17 protein-coding genes are annotated in these 14,880 nt (G+C 53.2%); 9 read left to right on the top strand and 8 right to left on the bottom strand.

What is annotated here, in order from left to right; all coding sequences use genetic code 11:
* The first annotated feature begins 49 nt into the window (after nucleotides 1-49).
* The gene (locus BN3795_RS19625) at nucleotides 50-1,423 is read left to right on the top strand and encodes an MATE family efflux transporter (RefSeq protein WP_068786390.1); all 1,374 of its coding nucleotides are present in this window, start codon (nucleotides 50-52) and stop codon (nucleotides 1,421-1,423) included.
* A 47-nt stretch (nucleotides 1,424-1,470) separates the two neighbouring features.
* Here BN3795_RS19625 and BN3795_RS19630 read toward each other — a convergent pair whose 3' ends face one another.
* From BN3795_RS19630 to BN3795_RS19645, 4 genes are all read right to left on the bottom strand, one after another.
* Nucleotides 1,471-1,686 (bottom strand): DUF3906 family protein, encoded by a 216-nt coding sequence (locus BN3795_RS19630; protein WP_068786391.1) that lies wholly within the window; start codon nucleotides 1,684-1,686, stop codon nucleotides 1,471-1,473.
* Between the two features lie 395 nt (nucleotides 1,687-2,081).
* Nucleotides 2,082-3,053: a 6-phosphofructokinase gene (gene pfkA / locus BN3795_RS19635; RefSeq protein WP_068786392.1), complete on the bottom strand. Its 972-nt coding sequence runs from the start codon at nucleotides 3,051-3,053 to the stop codon at nucleotides 2,082-2,084.
* Nucleotides 3,054-3,102: 49 nt separating this feature from the next.
* Nucleotides 3,103-4,182, bottom strand: a complete 1,080-nt coding sequence (locus tag BN3795_RS19640) for a tetraprenyl-beta-curcumene synthase family protein (protein WP_068786393.1) — start codon at nucleotides 4,180-4,182, stop codon at nucleotides 3,103-3,105.
* Nucleotides 4,183-4,273: 91 nt separating this feature from the next.
* Nucleotides 4,274-4,591, bottom strand: coding sequence for a hypothetical protein (locus BN3795_RS19645; protein ID WP_068786394.1), 318 nt, complete (start codon nucleotides 4,589-4,591; stop codon nucleotides 4,274-4,276).
* A gap of 152 nt (nucleotides 4,592-4,743) precedes the next feature.
* Here BN3795_RS19645 and BN3795_RS19650 point away from each other — a divergent pair, with 152 nt between their 5' ends.
* Both BN3795_RS19650 and BN3795_RS19655 read left to right on the top strand, forming a co-directional pair.
* Nucleotides 4,744-5,925 carry an MFS transporter gene (locus tag BN3795_RS19650; protein ID WP_068786395.1) on the top strand — a complete coding sequence of 394 codons (1,182 nt, stop codon included), beginning with the start codon at nucleotides 4,744-4,746 and terminating at the stop codon, nucleotides 5,923-5,925.
* Between the two features lie 150 nt (nucleotides 5,926-6,075).
* The gene (locus BN3795_RS19655; protein WP_068786396.1) at nucleotides 6,076-6,723 is read left to right on the top strand and encodes a nitroreductase family protein; all 648 of its coding nucleotides are present in this window, start codon (nucleotides 6,076-6,078) and stop codon (nucleotides 6,721-6,723) included.
* Between the two features lie 57 nt (nucleotides 6,724-6,780).
* On the opposite strand, the gene BN3795_RS19660 is transcribed toward BN3795_RS19655, so the two are convergent.
* The 3 genes from BN3795_RS19660 to BN3795_RS19670 all read right to left on the bottom strand — a co-directional run bounded on the left by BN3795_RS19660 (nucleotide 6,781) and on the right by BN3795_RS19670 (nucleotide 7,886).
* Nucleotides 6,781-7,116, bottom strand: coding sequence for a prenyltransferase/squalene oxidase repeat-containing protein (locus BN3795_RS19660; protein ID WP_068786397.1), 336 nt, complete (start codon nucleotides 7,114-7,116; stop codon nucleotides 6,781-6,783).
* Between the two features lie 21 nt (nucleotides 7,117-7,137).
* Entirely contained in the window at nucleotides 7,138-7,560 is a 423-nt protein-coding gene (locus BN3795_RS19665; protein WP_068786398.1) for a VOC family protein, read from the bottom strand.
* A gap of 128 nt (nucleotides 7,561-7,688) precedes the next feature.
* Complete coding sequence (locus tag BN3795_RS19670; RefSeq protein ID WP_009222768.1) at nucleotides 7,689-7,886, bottom strand: cold shock domain-containing protein; 198 nt, start codon at nucleotides 7,884-7,886, stop codon at nucleotides 7,689-7,691.
* A gap of 239 nt (nucleotides 7,887-8,125) precedes the next feature.
* Between BN3795_RS19670 and BN3795_RS19675 the strand changes: the two genes are divergently transcribed.
* From BN3795_RS19675 to BN3795_RS19695, 6 genes are all read left to right on the top strand, one after another.
* On the top strand, nucleotides 8,126-8,359 hold the full coding sequence (locus BN3795_RS19675; RefSeq protein ID WP_068786399.1) for a hypothetical protein: 234 nt from the start codon (nucleotides 8,126-8,128) through the stop codon (nucleotides 8,357-8,359).
* A gap of 42 nt (nucleotides 8,360-8,401) precedes the next feature.
* The gene (locus BN3795_RS25655) at nucleotides 8,402-8,575 is read left to right on the top strand and encodes a hypothetical protein (RefSeq protein ID WP_198524785.1); all 174 of its coding nucleotides are present in this window, start codon (nucleotides 8,402-8,404) and stop codon (nucleotides 8,573-8,575) included.
* 251 nt (nucleotides 8,576-8,826) lie between these two features.
* Nucleotides 8,827-10,617: an oligoendopeptidase F gene (gene pepF, locus BN3795_RS19680; protein ID WP_068786400.1), complete on the top strand. Its 1,791-nt coding sequence runs from the start codon at nucleotides 8,827-8,829 to the stop codon at nucleotides 10,615-10,617.
* A gap of 86 nt (nucleotides 10,618-10,703) precedes the next feature.
* Nucleotides 10,704-11,078, top strand: a complete 375-nt coding sequence (locus BN3795_RS19685) for a LapA family protein (protein WP_068786401.1) — start codon at nucleotides 10,704-10,706, stop codon at nucleotides 11,076-11,078.
* A 41-nt stretch (nucleotides 11,079-11,119) separates the two neighbouring features.
* A complete protein-coding gene (locus BN3795_RS19690; RefSeq protein WP_068786402.1) occupies nucleotides 11,120-12,157 on the top strand; it encodes a M42 family metallopeptidase in 1,038 nt (345 codons plus the stop codon).
* A gap of 22 nt (nucleotides 12,158-12,179) precedes the next feature.
* A complete protein-coding gene (locus tag BN3795_RS19695) occupies nucleotides 12,180-12,917 on the top strand; it encodes a hypothetical protein (protein WP_232729988.1) in 738 nt (245 codons plus the stop codon).
* Nucleotides 12,918-13,289: 372 nt separating this feature from the next.
* On the opposite strand, the gene BN3795_RS19700 is transcribed toward BN3795_RS19695, so the two are convergent.
* Nucleotides 13,290-14,657: a helix-turn-helix domain-containing protein gene (locus BN3795_RS19700; RefSeq protein WP_068786404.1), complete on the bottom strand. Its 1,368-nt coding sequence runs from the start codon at nucleotides 14,655-14,657 to the stop codon at nucleotides 13,290-13,292.
* Between the last annotated feature and the right edge of the window lie 223 nt (nucleotides 14,658-14,880).

Here is a 14,880-nt window from a genome sequence, read left to right on the forward strand (position 1 = left end):
TTTGGCTTTGTACTTAAGTACCTTCTGAGGATCGGAGTAATGTTGCCTTATGAATCAAACCTATACGTTAAAGCAAAAATACGCTCAATTTCTGCATATCTTGATCCCGATCCTGGTCACCCAGGTGACGATGTCGCTGATGACCTTCTTCGATACGATGATGTCCGGCCATGCCAGTCCGGCTGACCTGGCGGGCACAGCCATCGGTTCCAGCCTGTGGATTCCGGTACAGACCGGGCTCAGCGGCATTCTGATGGGCATCACGCCCATCGTTTCGCAGCTGGTTGGCGCCGGCGAGAAGAACAAAGTCGGCTATCATGTGATCCAGGCTTTGTGGTTGTCGGCGGCTGTGGGCCTGGTTGTGCTGCTCGCCGGAGGATTCTCGGTCTCTCCGCTGCTGAACACGATGAACCTGGAACCCAAGGTCCATCATGTAGCCTTCTATTTCCTGGCCGCGATTTCTACGGGAATCCTCCCGTTGTTCGGCTATATCGTATTGCGCTCGTTTATCGATGCGCTGGGTCAAACCCGGATCTCGATGTTGATTACACTGATCTCTCTCCCTTTAAACGTGGGAGCCGGGTACTTGCTGATCTTTGGACATGGCGGCTTCCCTCGTCTTGGCGGCATCGGCTCCGGGATCGCTACGGCCTTTACGTACTGGTGCATCTTTCTTATCGCCTTGTGGATCGTACACCGGCAAGAGCCTTTCGCCTCCTACGGCGTGTTCCGCAAGCTGCACCGCATCTCGCTTGCCAAATGGCGCGAGCTGATGAATCTGGGCGTGCCGATCGGCTTTGCCATCTTCTTCGAAACGGCCGTCTTCGCCGCCGTGACGCTATTGATGAGCCGGTTCGACACGGTGACGATCGCCGCCCATCAGGCGGCGAACAACTTCGCCTCGACGCTGTACATGATCCCGCTCAGCATCTGCCTGGCGCTGACGATTCTCGTCGGCTTCGAGACCGGCGCCGTCCGGCTGAAGGACGCGCGGCAATACGCCGCCCTTGGCGTCGGAACCGCCGCAGCGTTGTCGTTAGCCACCGCCGTCCTGTTGATGCTGTTCCGTCAAGGCGTCGCACAGCTCTATTCGAGCGAACCTGAGGTCGTTGCGCTGATCAAGCATTTCCTGGTATACGCGATCTTCTTCCAGATTTCGGACGCGATCGCAACGCCCACCCAAGGCGTCTTGCGCGGTTATAAAGACGTCAGCCCCGGCTTCTGGATCTCCCTGCTGGCCTATTGGATCATCGGGCTGCCGCTTGGCTTCGTCCTGGCCAACTATACCCCGCAGGGGCCATATGGCTATTGGGTTGGCCTCATTACCGGACTGGCGGTAGCTGCAGTCTTGCTGCTGTATCGCCTGGTCGTGATCCAGAGAAGGTTCCGCAACCGCCAGGTTCGTCCGGCGGATGCTCCATAAACGTAGAGAAGCCCGTGACCGCTGATAAAGGTCTCGGGCTTCTTCACTTAGCGCTGTACGTTGCCGGTTGATACTACGTACCCGGCCCCGGGCGCCATCCGTTTCTTCTCCACGAGGGTCAGCTCCGTAACCACAGGTGCGGGTAATACCTGCTGCTGTAAGTGACCTTCAGCCGCACGAAACGCCTGTTCTTCCCCTTCGGCGGCGATGAGAATGACGAACGAACCGGCGGAAGTCTCCGCCTCCAATCGATACAGATACATACGCGCCTTCCCCCCTTCATCCGCTATGCGTTCGATTGTAACAGATGCGGGAGAGTTCGCCTAGCCTGTGCCGGGCGTACTCTATCGTGCCTGCCTTGCAGGCCTATGTACTAAATATTGCACAATGTGCAACATTTCCGTTGATAAATGCCTTGAAATATGAAGATTGTTGCCTTTAATGCAGCAATTTCGAATGAATTGGGCTTCCAGTGGGAAAATTGTTGTACTTTTTGCATCATTTTGAGCATTACCGCTCAGAACAACTCGATCATGTTGCCTGAAATGCAACATTTCCCCCTACGAGATCTGCATTCAGACAGTATAAACAACCTACACAACGCAAAAAGCCGAGCCGGGATCAACTCCCCGACTCGGCCTGCTTGTCAAAATACAGATTATTGTGACAACCGCGACGCCAACTCGTACAGCTCCATGTTAAACGGCTTCTTCGTGTTGACAACCTTCTCGATGTCGGTCAGAATCATCTCGCCGCCGATCATGCCGCAGGCTTTGTTCGATTCGCCGGCGATCAGGCTGCGCACGGCGAAATCGCCGAGGCGGCTGGCCAGGTTGCGGTCGAACGGCGTTGGCGATCCGCCGCGTTGGATATGGCCGAGCACGGTAGCGCGCGGCTCTACGGAAGGCTGGCGCTGCTTGATCGCTTGGACGACGTCCTCGCCGCTGCCGACGCCTTCGGCAACGATGACGATGCTGTGGCGTTTGCCTTTCTCGAAGTTCTGCTTCATGCGGTCCGCCACTTCGTTCAGATCAAACGGGACCTCCGGTACGAGGATCGTTTCCGCGCCAGCAGCCAATCCGGCATGCAGCGCGATATCGCCGCAATGACGGCCCATGACCTCTACAACCGAAGCCCGTTCATGAGAGGACATCGTGTCACGCAGCTTGTTGACCGCATCCACCACGATGCTGACCGCCGTATCGAAACCGATGGTGTAATCCGTAAAGGAGATATCATTGTCGATCGTTCCCGGCAGACCCATCGTTTTGATGCCCAGCTTGCTCAGCTTCTCGGCCCCTTGATAGGAACCGTCGCCGCCGATGACGACCAGGCCGTCGATGCCGTGCTCGCGCAGAATCTCCGCGCCCCGTTGCTGGCCTTCCGGCGTTTTGAATTCCAGACAGCGTGCGGATTGAAGAATCGTGCCCCCGCGCTGAATGATATCGCCCACACTGCGGATATCCATTTGGAAAATGTCATTATTAAGCAGCCCTTGATAGCCGCGTTGAATCCCGAACACTTCCAGGCCGTAGAACAACCCGCTCCGTACAACGGCGCGAACGGCCGCGTTCATGCCCTGGGAGTCTCCTCCGCTGGTAAGCACTGCGATTTTTTTAACTGCTGACATGATAATTCCTCCTAATTCGGTTATAAATAAGTGAGCACTGCCCCAATTGTTAAAGATGCTTGCGAATCCACAGGCTGTTAGCGAAGAAGAACAACCGCATCAGCGGGCTCCGGCGCATCAACCGTTTCGATACCTCGCGGATCTCGTCCTGCTGGCTGACCTTCGGGTCGGATAAATACAAGGCCAGCAAGCCTTCAATGATCATCCTATGAAACGAGGAAGCCGGCAGCTTCCGGATATCCTGCCGCGCTCCCTCGACGATCAACGTGATTCGGCCCAACATCGTTTCCTTGTTTTCGTAGTAACTGCAAAAGTTCAAATCCCCGCCAATCTCATCTTCCGCTTGATCGATCAGGTAATCCAACATAATATGTAGGCCGCAGACATGCGGAAAATAAGCATCGTGGATCGTCTTTGCGCTTCGCTCGTCCAACCCGGCGTGGCTTGCTGCCAGGAACAGCATAAATACCCCAAGGGTCGAACCTGTCGCCGCCGCGAACTCGTTCCATCTTAAATGCGGGGCGCGATACTCATGGTTCGCCCACCAGCTTAGCAGCTTCGCTTCGCGCTCTTGCGGATCAATATGCTTGTACACCTGCAGGTCCGTATAAAGTCCTACGAGATCGACGATGTACGGCATCGCCGCCGAATATCCGCGCAGCTCGGCGATGTGCGTCCGGCACGTCCCGACCAACCGGTGCAGATAACCGCCGTCGTCCTGCTCCTCACGCAAAGCGTAGTAGTTCTGCAGCTCTGCGTCAGGATTCACCGCATCAAGCATGCTCTGGTGCAGGAGCCGGAAATCCTGCGGGTCTTTGGAAGTGCTGCGGTCACACAAATTGTCCAAATAATCGCTGATCGTCTGGAATGCAACGATAAGAGGAATCAATACATGGCGCATCGGCAAGTTAGCGGCCGCATAGACGGCACCGCCCTGGCAATGGAACTCTTTCGTGGCGATGCTGGCCAGTGCCTGCCGCCTAAGCTCGGGATCGGGAATCGCTGCAGCATCTTCTCTCCAGCGATCCAATTCCTGACGGACATCCGGCAGAATAAATTTATAAACCCGACTCATCAGCCGGAGCGGCTCCTTCGGGAATTGGTTTCGGCTTTGCTCAAGTTCAATCAATGGCCTGCCTCCACTGTGTTGTTAAATACGGCCTATCTGAAAACCATTCTATATTATAATATGATCCAACTTTTAGCACAAATAAACAAAATCACAGATGCCTTTTGACCGAGGGCTCCTCCTGGGTCGTGCGGTACCAGATATGCAGGTCGTTGATCTGGCTGGCCAACTCGGCGATCTCGCCATTGAGGCGGCAACTCCGCTCGAAGTCGGTCTCCTCATTCATTTCCCCCAGCTTGTGTTCGATCGATCGTTCCAGCACCATGACCTTACTCGGAATGCGGCCGCGGACCTCCTCCCAGTAGGCGATCATCGCCAGCCGCTCCTCCAGCTCGTATTCATCGAACGGACGCTCCAGCAGCGGCACGTGGATGTCCAGCCGCTCATCGTATACAAAGCACTCCTTCATCGGGATCGCCTCCTTTAGATCAGTATAATGGATTTTGGTAAATGGAAGGTGAATTTTATTGCCGCCCCGGCCTGTGATTTCTGATATACTTGCTAACATACGGACTTTATTGCAAATCACGATTTAACTGCAGAAACGGAGCATCGAATCCCATGAATCGGAAAACCACGGCCCGCTCAGATATCGGATGGCTGCGTGCCTTTACCTTTACAATATACGGAACAAGTGTCCTTGTTTCCTCCTATTTCCCGTTATTTTATGCCCAGCTTGGATTTTCGACCAGCCAAATCGGCCTGCTGTACGCCCTCGGACCTATGATCTCGCTCGTCTCCAATTTGCTGTGGAGTCTGGCCAGCGACCGCTACCATACGATCAAGAAGATTCTTCTCCTCTTGCTGGTCGGGCAAATTGCATTGACTTTTCTATTATCCGCCTCGACCTCGTTCTCCATCATCATGGCGGTCATTACGGTGTTTTACTTCTTCTTCTATCCGGTCTTTCCGCTGTCCGACACAATCGTCATCTCGACGGCCAAGCAGCACGGGATCCATTTTATCTCGATCCGCCTGTTCGGCTCGTTCGGATTTGCCTTCTTTGCCCTGCTCATCGGTTATGTGCTGACCCGGGTTGGCTCCTCCAATACGATGTGGGTCTCGATCGCCATCGCCGGACTCGCGCTGGTGTTCATTCTGTTCGTGAAGGACCAACCCACATCCGTGGCCAAAATGGACCTGTCAGGCATTTGGGCGATCCTGCGGCAGAAAGAGCTGCTCTGGTTCTTCGGCTGCGTCTTCTGTCTCGCGATCGGCATGCGGATGAACGAAGCGTTCATCTCCATCAGCTTGAAGGAGCTTGGCGCGAGCGAAAATCTGATCGGCTGGGCGATGCTCGCCTCGTCGTTGTCGGAGATCCCCGTATTTATCTACCTCAGCTTCCATGGGGAAAAATTTAAGGAGCTGCCGCTCCTGCTCCTGGCCAGCCTGCTGTTCGCCATCCGCTTCCTGCTGATGGGACTGACCGGATCGGCTTACGGGATCCTCGCCATCCAGGCCATGCACGGCGTGACGTTCGGCATTTTCTATGTCACGGCCATCCGCATGCTCACCCGGTTGATTCCCGATGAATTCCGGGCGACCGGCATGGCCTTGTACACCATCGTCTGGTCCAGCTTGGCCGGGCTGCTCAGCGGCACCTTCGGCGGCGTCATGTTCGAAGAACTGGGCCGGCATCCATTCTACCTGACGGCGATGAGCGCTGCATTGATCGCGTTTATCGGATTTGCCAGCCGTTATTTTCAGAAGGGGCCCGGAGAGAACACCCCAGCGAAATTCTAACATAAAGCCTAATAGTATCGAGGCGAAGGGCCCTAACGGCGCTTCGCCTCTTGCGTCTTCTCCCCTGTTCAAAGGACAGGTCTTCCTATATAATAGTTATTATCAGATGATAGTACCTGGTATTAAATATGAAGAAGCAGGTGAACACGCATGGATTTCGCTTTGTTCCGAGATATTCTGAAGACGCGCCGCAGCATCCGGGAATTTACCGAAGAGACCGTCAGCCTCACCGATATTGAGGATCTCATCGACTGCGCCCGTTATGCGCCCAGCGACACGAATTCGCAAACCTGGGAATTCATCGTCGTCATGAACGCCGATAAAATTAAACAGATTGAGGATTTCACCTGGGAGAGCCTGCATGAAACGGCGGCGCGTGCGGCGGAGCAAGGGCTGGAACGGGAAGCCAAATTGCTGGTAAAATCTTTTGGTCCTTATGCGACCGCTTTTTCCGGCGCGCCGGCGTTAATTGTATGCTTGTCCACCCCGTATACGTCCAAGTTCCGCGAAAGAATCTTTGACCCGATTGCCTTCGTAGCTCCCGAGGTCTGGGAAGAGGAAGGGATGAAGAGCAGCTGTCTGGCTGCCCAGAACCTGATGCTCGCCGCGCATGCCAAGGGCCTTGCCACTTGCCCGATGACCGGGCCGGTGCTGCTGGCTGAAGAGAAGCTGCGCGAATTTCTCGACATTCCCGCCGACCGCGGGGTGAACATGGTGATCGCGCTGGGTCATCCGGCAATTTCGCCGAAGCCGGTGCCCCGGAAGGAAATCGCCGATATTTTACGGATCGTTGATTAACAAGCCAAAGAGGCTCTTTTCAGCAACGTGGCGAAAAGAGCTTCTTTTATCTCGAATCTAGGTCAGACGGCCGTAAGCCTTTAGCGTCTTCAAGTTCTCCACGGTCAACCAGCCGCGCCACTCCTGTTCTCCGGCCGGGCTTACCGCCGGAAACGTGAGCGCCCAGCCGCCGTCTTCCTGCTGCGTGCTCAGCAACCAATCCAAATGCTTCTCGAGGTCTTGCTCCGAGACAAGCTTGGCCGCAAAACTGTCCGGCGTTGGTGCATAGTCCAACACCTTGTGAACGTATCCTTGCGCCAGCGGATCGGTCTCGATCCCGTTCGGGCCCGTCAACCACTCCTCCAGTCTGGATAGATGCGGGGTTGCCCGTTCCAATGCGTCCCGCTCTTTCATGCTCCTCATCCCCTTCTCCATTTAGGCTTCGAATATCCAATCCGGATTCCAGACAACCTCCCATAAGTGACCGTCGGGATCTTGAAAATACCCCGAGTACCCGCCCCAAAACGTATCGTGGGGCGGAACGACGATCTTAGCTCCCGCCGCCTTGGCCTGCTCCATCACCTGGTCCACTTCCGATTTCGTGGCCACATTATGCCCCAGCGTAAACTCCGTCGAACTTGGAGCATCGAGCGTCAGGCCGGTGTCATGTGCGATATCTTCCCGCTTCCACAGCGCCAGCTTGAGTCCCGACTGCAAATCGAAAAAGGCGACGGCCCCGTGCTCGAACTCTTGGCCAACGATCCCGTCCGTCGCCCAGCCGAGGCCATCCCGGTAAAATCGAAGCGCTCTCTCCAAATCCTCCACACCGATCGTTAATACCGTCACTCTGGGTTGCATTCCTATACCCCCTCCTGAATTCGTCATTCAAATGTATACAAAAAAACACAGCCCTATAAAGAGCTGTGCCTTTCATTATCGCGCTTGGAACCAAACTTTATAAGTGATCCGTATAAACGGAAGTGATCTTATAATTTGATTACGTTAGCAGCTTGAGGACCACGGTTGCCGTCAGTGATTTCGAACTCAACAGCTTGGCCTTCTTCTAGAGTCTTGAAACCTTCGCCTTGAATTGCGGAGAAGTGTACGAATACGTCTTCGCCACCTTCAACTTGGATGAAGCCATAGCCTTTTTCTGCGTTAAACCATTTAACTGTACCTTTCAAATGAACAACCTCCTAAAAATAATCGTCATCATTGACGAATACCCATATTATACTCTATGCCCACCGACAATGCAACGTGTCAGTTCGCCCAATCCTTCGCGGGTCGAAACCCGTGTTGGAACGTACGGTTTCATTTGCTTTCCTCGGGGGCGTGAGTTATCATTTTACATAAAATATTACCATATTTCCGCGGGTTTCATACCTGCAAGCGTAAAGCCAAAGATTGGAGAACGTCAGCGATGATCAAAAAACACGAAATATACAAAAAAGACAAATGGAATATGATGACGGTAGAGGTTCAGGGAAAATACATCGTTCTCCGTGAAATTTCCGATCAATGGGGCGAGGAGTCGCATACGTTCCTCAGCCGCCCTGCGATGATGGATTGGGTGAAGCGCCGGTTCCCCAAAGAGGAGTACGCCGGCAACGAGGCGGAGTGGGAGGAGATCATGAACGCCTTCAAGCAGGTTTAACCTGCCGTCTGAACTATTTTTGTACGAAACGGAGTAATGATTATGATGGACAGTTCCAACCTCCTGATCTTCATCATTTGCGCCTTTGCGCTTGGCCTCGTGGTCATCCTGAACAAGGATCGGCTGCAGCCTCGCCTTAGGCGCGGTCTGGCCCTGGTCTCCGTTCTGTTAATTGCGGTGGCGTTTGGGCTGATGATTTACAGCTTCCTAGCTTAACCAAGCCTATATTTCCCACAGCAGGCGGCCATACTAGAAAAATGCCCAGAGCCCTTCGGTCCCCCAGGTTCCGTTAGGGCTTTGGGCTCCCGATATCATTAAAGGGAGGTTTTTTTGGTATGCGACGCAAGCGCACCCCACGTGCGATCCCCCTGCTGCTGACCGGCTGCCTGTTGACTGCCGCTTTCCCGGGCAGCGACGCGACAGGCCAGTCTGCATCATCATCTTACCCAACCCAAAGGAGGATTCCGATGAGCACTGTAGTGAAACGTTCCGAGGTACCGCAGGAGAATACATGGAAATTGCAGGATTTGTTCCCCGACCAGGCCGCTTGGGACAAATCGTATAATGAACTTAAGGCATTGAAGGATAAAGCAGCCGAATTCGAAGGCAAACTCACCAATGCGGAGAGCATCAAAGCTGTATTCGAGCTGGAAGATGAACTCTCTTTGCAAATCGAGCGGCTTTACGTTTACGCCCATCTCAATCACGATGAGGATACAACCAACCCTACATATCAGGCCCTGGTGCAAAAAGCCAAAAAATTAAGCGTTGAAGTCAGCGAGGCCTTGTCTTTCATTACTCCGGAAATTCTGGCTCTGCCGGAACAGGAACTGGATAAGCTGATCCAGGATCCCGCGCTAGCGGATTACAAGTTCACTTTGCAGGAGATCAAACGCGAGAAAGCGCATGTCCTGAGCAAAACCGAAGAGGCCCTGCTCGCCCAGGTTGGCAATTTGTCGCAAGCACCGCAGCAAATTTTCGGGATGATCAACAACGCGGATATGAAATTCCCGAAAATCAAGGACGAAAACGGAAACGAAGTCGATCTGACCCACGGCAGCTACATCCAGTTCCTGGAGAACCCCAACCGTGAAGTCCGCGAGCGGGCATTCAAAGCCGTCTACGAAACCTACCGAAAGCAGAAAAATACCATCGCCTCCACGCTGAGCGCCAACGTCAACAAGAACATGTTCTACTCGCGGGTACGCAAATACCCTTCCGTGCTGGAAATGTCCCTGTATGGCGACAACATTCCGAAGGAAGTGTATACGAACCTGATTGACGCCGTGCATGAAAGCCTGCCGCTCCTGCAGCGTTACATGAAGCTGCGCAAGAAGCTGCTGGGCGTCGACGAGCTCCATATGTACGATCTGTTCGCCCCGCTCGTAGAGGAATACAAGTGGGATATCAACTATGACGAAGCCAAGAAGATGGTCGAAGAAGGGCTGCAGCCGCTGGGCGAGGATTATCTGAAGGTTCTCCGTGAAGGCTTCGAGAACCGCTGGATCGACGTGTACGAGAACGAAGGCAAACGTACCGGGGCTTACAGCTGGGGCGCTTACGGCACCCATCCTTACGTGTTGCTGAACCACAAGGACAATCTGAACAGCATGTTCACGCTCGCTCATGAGATGGGCCACGCGCTGCATTCGTATTTTTCGGACGAAGCCTTGAAATATCGGGACGCTCAATACACCATTTTCCTGGCCGAAGTCGCCTCGACGACTAATGAAGCGCTGTTGATGGATTACCTGCTCAAGAAATCGACCGATCCGAAGCAGAAGCTGTACCTGTTGACTTACTATGCCGATCAGTTCCGGACGACGTTGTTCCGTCAAACGATGTTCGCCGAATTCGAGAAGCTCATCCATGAGCGCGCCGAAGCCGGGGAATCGCTGACACCGCAGGAGCTGTCTGAGATTTACTACGACCTAAACGTGAAATATCACGGCAAAGACATGGTCGTTGACCAGGATATCGAAATGGAATGGGCGCGGATTCCTCACTTCTATACGAGCTTCTACGTGTACAAATACGCAACCGGATTTTCCGCGGCGACAAGCTTCTCGAAGCAAATTCTCGAAGAAGGCAAGCCGGCGGTCGATCGCTACCTCGGCTTCCTGAAGAGCGGCGGCAGCGACTATTCGATCAATATCCTGAAGAAAGCCGGGGTCGACATGTCCTCGCCGCAGCCGATTCGCGAAGCGATGAGCGTGTTCGAGAACGTGATCGAGCAAATGGAACAATTGACGAAATAACGAACCTAAAGCCAAAGGCTGCCATAAAATCCCTTGCCCCAAGCGGACAAGGGATTTTATACTGTCCTAGAAGGAGGTGTACCCTCATGAAAATTCAATGGTCCCTAATTTTAGCTCTGATCTTCGCGTTGATTACCGCCGTGTTTGCCGTGATCAATGTCGATCCGGTTCAGGTCAATCTGCTGTTTGGCTCAGTCAGTCTCCCGCTGATCTTGCTGATTCTCGGCAGTACGCTGCTTGGCGGCATCATCGTCGGGTCGTTTGGCATTTACCGCGGCTATCGGCTGCAGCGCGAAGTCAAAGGCCTGCATGCCAAGCTTGTACATATCCAGGAAGCGACCGGCTATATTTTCCCGGAGCCGGAGAAGACGGAACGCGGCAAGAAGAAGAAAACCGACGAAACCGACACGCAAACCGATAATGGAGCCGATCCGGCAGAGGAACATCCCATTCAGCCGTAATCGAATCGGAAGCACATCCCCAAACCCCAAGGAGGTTTCCCATGAATATTCAACCGAATGAGAACTATATGTTAAATTTACTGAAAACGCTGCTGGATACGCCAAGCCCCAGCGGCTTTACGCGCGGTGTAATGACGCTGATCGGACGCGAAGCCGAAGCGCTGGGCGTGCCTTGCAGCTTCAATGAAAAAGGCGGCGCCCTCCTGACCCTGCCCGGCCGCGATTCGTCGCGGCGCATCGCGCTGAGCGCCCATGTCGACACGCTGGGGGCGATGGTGCGCGCTGTCCGCCCCAACGGAACGCTGGCAATCACCTCCGTTGGCGGGTTTATGATGCACAGTATTGAGAACGAATACTGCCAGATTCACACCCGCAGCGGCCGGGTATACACCGGCACGATCCTGTCGACACACCCTTCCGTTCACGTGTACAGCGATGCGCGCGAATTCAAGCGTGAAGAGAAGAACATGGAAGTACGGATCGACGAGCTCGTGGAAAATAAAGAAGACGTGCTGAAGCTGGGAATCGCCGTCGGCGACTTCATTTCGTTCGATGCCCGCGCCGTCGTGACGCCAAGCGGATACATCAAGTCTCGCCATCTGGACGACAAGGCCAGCGTGGCCGCCTTGTTCGGGCTTCTCGAATCAAGCCGTCGCGAAGGCTGGACGCCGCGGCATGACCTTGTGTTCCTCATCTCCAACTATGAAGAAGTCGGACACGGCGCTTCGTGGATTCCGGACGGCGTCAACGAAATGATCGCCGTCGATATGGGCGCCATGGGCGACGACTTGAGCTGCAAAGAGACCGACGTCTCGATTTGCGCCAAGGACTCCACCGGCCCGTACGATTATGACATGACCAGCCGGTTGATCGAATTGGCCCGAGGCCTTGGCATTCCGCATGCGGTCGATATCTATCCGCACTACGGCTCCGATGCCTCAGCCGCGCTGCACGGCGGCCACAACATTCGCGCCGCGCTGATCGGTCCGGGCGTACACGCCTCGCACGCCATGGAACGGACCCATAAGCAGGCGGTCATCAATACGACTCGCCTGTTGGCCGCCTATGTTGCCGATTAATTGGCGGCGCTGGGGGATTGCCGTGGCTTCGGCTGTGGCGATCTTTCTTGGCATCCTGCTGATGATCGGCTGGGGCAGCCGCTACCTGCTCCCGCACAACTATGATTATTACGAGCTCACCGCGAGGAACGACGTCAAGCTGTATGCCTTGGTCGTCGATCCAGAGCGGATCGAGCTGCGAGCGGCGGACCGGCCATTGGGGCGTTACCGCGTGTACGGCATGAACGGCGGCTTCTTCTACAACGACGCCGTATTGTCGATCGCGGTGAGCAACGACCAGCCGGTTCAAGGCACGGCTGGCACTTACGGCTCCGGCTGGTTCAACGCCAAATACGCCCGCGGCACGCTCGTATGGGACGGCGCTGCGGGCGGCTTCTCGGTGCAGGTGGTTTCTGCGGCAGACGAGCTCGCCGTCACGGATCGCTCCCGCTACTTCGCCCAAGGTGGCGTCAGCATGAAGCTGCAGGATGACGCCGGTTGGCGCGCGGCGGCGGTGGAAGCCGAGCACCTGCCGAATCCCGACGAGAACCGGCTCCGCTCCGGTCTCGCCTATGACGCGGACGGCCGGCTGTGGTTGATCGTCACGCCCACGCGCTGCACGGCGGAGGCGTTCCGCGCCGCCGTCCAGGCGACGCTCGCCGGCGGCCAACTCGTCGACGGCATCTTCCTCGACGGCGACGGCTCGGCGCAACTGAACGCCGCCGAAACCAAGCTGAACGGCGATTCCCGCGATTTGCGGCAGGTTATTGTGATCAGATAAACGAACAGACGCCTGATGCTGATGCTAATGCTAATGTGCCTTGGCCTTGAACTCCCTGATGTCTCTCTCATGCCGCCCTTTGCACGATTATCCCTTTCATTCAGGGAAGAAGGCATGGGCCGTGAATGAGGCGGGCTCCTCTCCAGTTCTCGGCGATCTGATCAAAGGGGATAATCGTGATAAGCTCCCGCCAACGGGTGTCTGACATCTTTAAAAAACGCCTATTCGTTTAAATTTAACGAATAGGCGTTTGATTATCTTAGGATACACCATGTTGATCGAACGTGGTAATGGGGTTGTGATTAACAGAACCCACGCTAGGAGAAACAAATACAAGGGATAGAAAAACGGCTAAGGCGGTGATCATCATCTTCATACTTCCCGAGACACCTCGCTAATGATATTTTTGTATTTCAAGATAATTTCCTCTGAAGCTTTATTTCTATGTTGTTCAAATAAAACCATAAACTTAATGATGTTAGCATTCTTATTAATTATAACGGAATTTTCCAATCCGCGCATCAAATAATTGAATCCAGTTAGACTATCACCTTTATGAATATAGTAATAAGTTAGACTGTAGAGAAGTTTGTTGTAAGTATCGGTGTATACAATGCCTATACTTATATTATCATCCCTTTGAGAGTGTTCGTACTCCTCTAATTTAGTATGAAATTCTTGAAGGATGTGATCAACATCAAAATGATACCGATTAGCGGCGTACATAATGTTAGATAGCCCCGTTATCATCTCATCCGGATTATCTAGAATATACGCCACGTATTCAGATAATACCTCAGTTTCTCCACTCATAATTTTATTAGCATATAGATTAGCACGTGACCATATTTGAAATTGATCTACCCAATACTTCGTATCCAAATCCGTTTCTCGTACCCAACATAAGTCAGCGTATTGATAAGTGTATTCCATCGACTTTGCATAATCTCCTCTGCCGTCATATACTGCTGCGCACAACAGTTTGGCATAGGCAATATATAAAAAAATGGGCCTGCTAAGCCCTTGCTGAATTTTCTGAAATACTTCTTCTGATCGTCTTTCCCTGAAATAAATAATACTCGCCTTGTGCTCCATCTCCTTAGCCAACACCTCAAGCCGATCCCACTCACGAAGTGAGCGGTACAAGTTAGCCAAATCCTTGAGCGCATCCAACTGCAGGACCTCATCCAATCGATCCACAAAAGGTTCGAATTGGTGTGCGATTTTGAGGTTACGGGCCTGATCTGATCCGATCCGGATCTTAAACAGCCGATACTGACACATCGCCAACCGTTCGGAATATTGCCTCGTTTCGCTCAACGCCACATTTTCATAGAGAATCGCTGCGGCCTCGTATAGTTCCTTCTCAAATAACTCCTCGGCCAACTCAAATAAAGACGTAGCGTGCGCTAAATTATCCAGCAACAGGCAGACCGTTCTTCGTATGCAATCCAGCTTGTCCAATTCGGCGCATTTCCGCAGGAAAGGAGCTACCCTTCTCCAGTTGGGGTTTCTTTCCTGAAGGTAATCTTGAATATATCGCTCATAAAAATGCCCTCTGGGTACGCCCATGACCTCCGAAATCCGGTCCAGATGATCGATGGTTAAGGCTCGGTTGCCGTTCAATATATAGCTCAACGTTCCCGCGTTAATATTTAACCTCATCGAGAATTGGGTCAAATTCAATTCATTCTCTTGGATAAAAGAATGTACTTCCTCCAGGATCGTAGAGGTACTCATCGGATCATCACCACACATTCTCATGATAATTACGTCTGGAATTATATGTATGAAATTAATATATCTTCTTTTTATACTGCGGTCAATTACCATTCTAAAGACGTCAGGAATAAAAGAAGCCCTTGCTTTCCACCATTATGAGTGAATGCAAGGGCTATTCCTATAGTTTGACTTAACTGTTCGTTTGGTCCAACTTGTTTAAGAAATAACAAACTGCATATGA

It is taken from the genome of Paenibacillus phocaeensis, assembly GCF_900021165.1.
Classification (GTDB): domain Bacteria; phylum Bacillota; class Bacilli; order Paenibacillales; family Paenibacillaceae; genus Fontibacillus; species Fontibacillus phocaensis.

Excerpts from the sequence above, each read along its gene's own strand:
- pepF (WP_068786400.1), top strand. The coding sequence starts at position 8,827 with ATGAGCACTGTAGTGAAACGTTCCGAGGTACCGCAGGAGAATACATGG.
- BN3795_RS19675 (WP_068786399.1), top strand. The coding sequence starts at position 8,126 with ATGATCAAAAAACACGAAATATACAAAAAAGACAAATGGAATATGATG.
- BN3795_RS19655 (WP_068786396.1), top strand. The coding sequence starts at position 6,076 with ATGGATTTCGCTTTGTTCCGAGATATTCTGAAGACGCGCCGCAGCATC.
- BN3795_RS19645 (WP_068786394.1), bottom strand. The coding sequence starts at position 4,591 with ATGAAGGAGTGCTTTGTATACGATGAGCGGCTGGACATCCACGTGCCG.
- BN3795_RS19665 (WP_068786398.1), bottom strand. The coding sequence starts at position 7,560 with ATGCAACCCAGAGTGACGGTATTAACGATCGGTGTGGAGGATTTGGAG.
- BN3795_RS19660 (WP_068786397.1), bottom strand. The coding sequence starts at position 7,116 with ATGAAAGAGCGGGACGCATTGGAACGGGCAACCCCGCATCTATCCAGA.
- BN3795_RS19650 (WP_068786395.1), top strand. The coding sequence starts at position 4,744 with ATGAATCGGAAAACCACGGCCCGCTCAGATATCGGATGGCTGCGTGCC.
- BN3795_RS25655 (WP_198524785.1), top strand. The coding sequence starts at position 8,402 with ATGATGGACAGTTCCAACCTCCTGATCTTCATCATTTGCGCCTTTGCG.
- BN3795_RS19625 (WP_068786390.1), top strand. The coding sequence starts at position 50 with ATGAATCAAACCTATACGTTAAAGCAAAAATACGCTCAATTTCTGCAT.
- BN3795_RS19685 (WP_068786401.1), top strand. The coding sequence starts at position 10,704 with ATGAAAATTCAATGGTCCCTAATTTTAGCTCTGATCTTCGCGTTGATT.
- BN3795_RS19690 (WP_068786402.1), top strand. The coding sequence starts at position 11,120 with ATGAATATTCAACCGAATGAGAACTATATGTTAAATTTACTGAAAACG.
- BN3795_RS19630 (WP_068786391.1), bottom strand. The coding sequence starts at position 1,686 with ATGTATCTGTATCGATTGGAGGCGGAGACTTCCGCCGGTTCGTTCGTC.
- pfkA (WP_068786392.1), bottom strand. The coding sequence starts at position 3,053 with ATGTCAGCAGTTAAAAAAATCGCAGTGCTTACCAGCGGAGGAGACTCC.
- BN3795_RS19700 (WP_068786404.1), bottom strand. The coding sequence starts at position 14,657 with ATGAGTACCTCTACGATCCTGGAGGAAGTACATTCTTTTATCCAAGAG.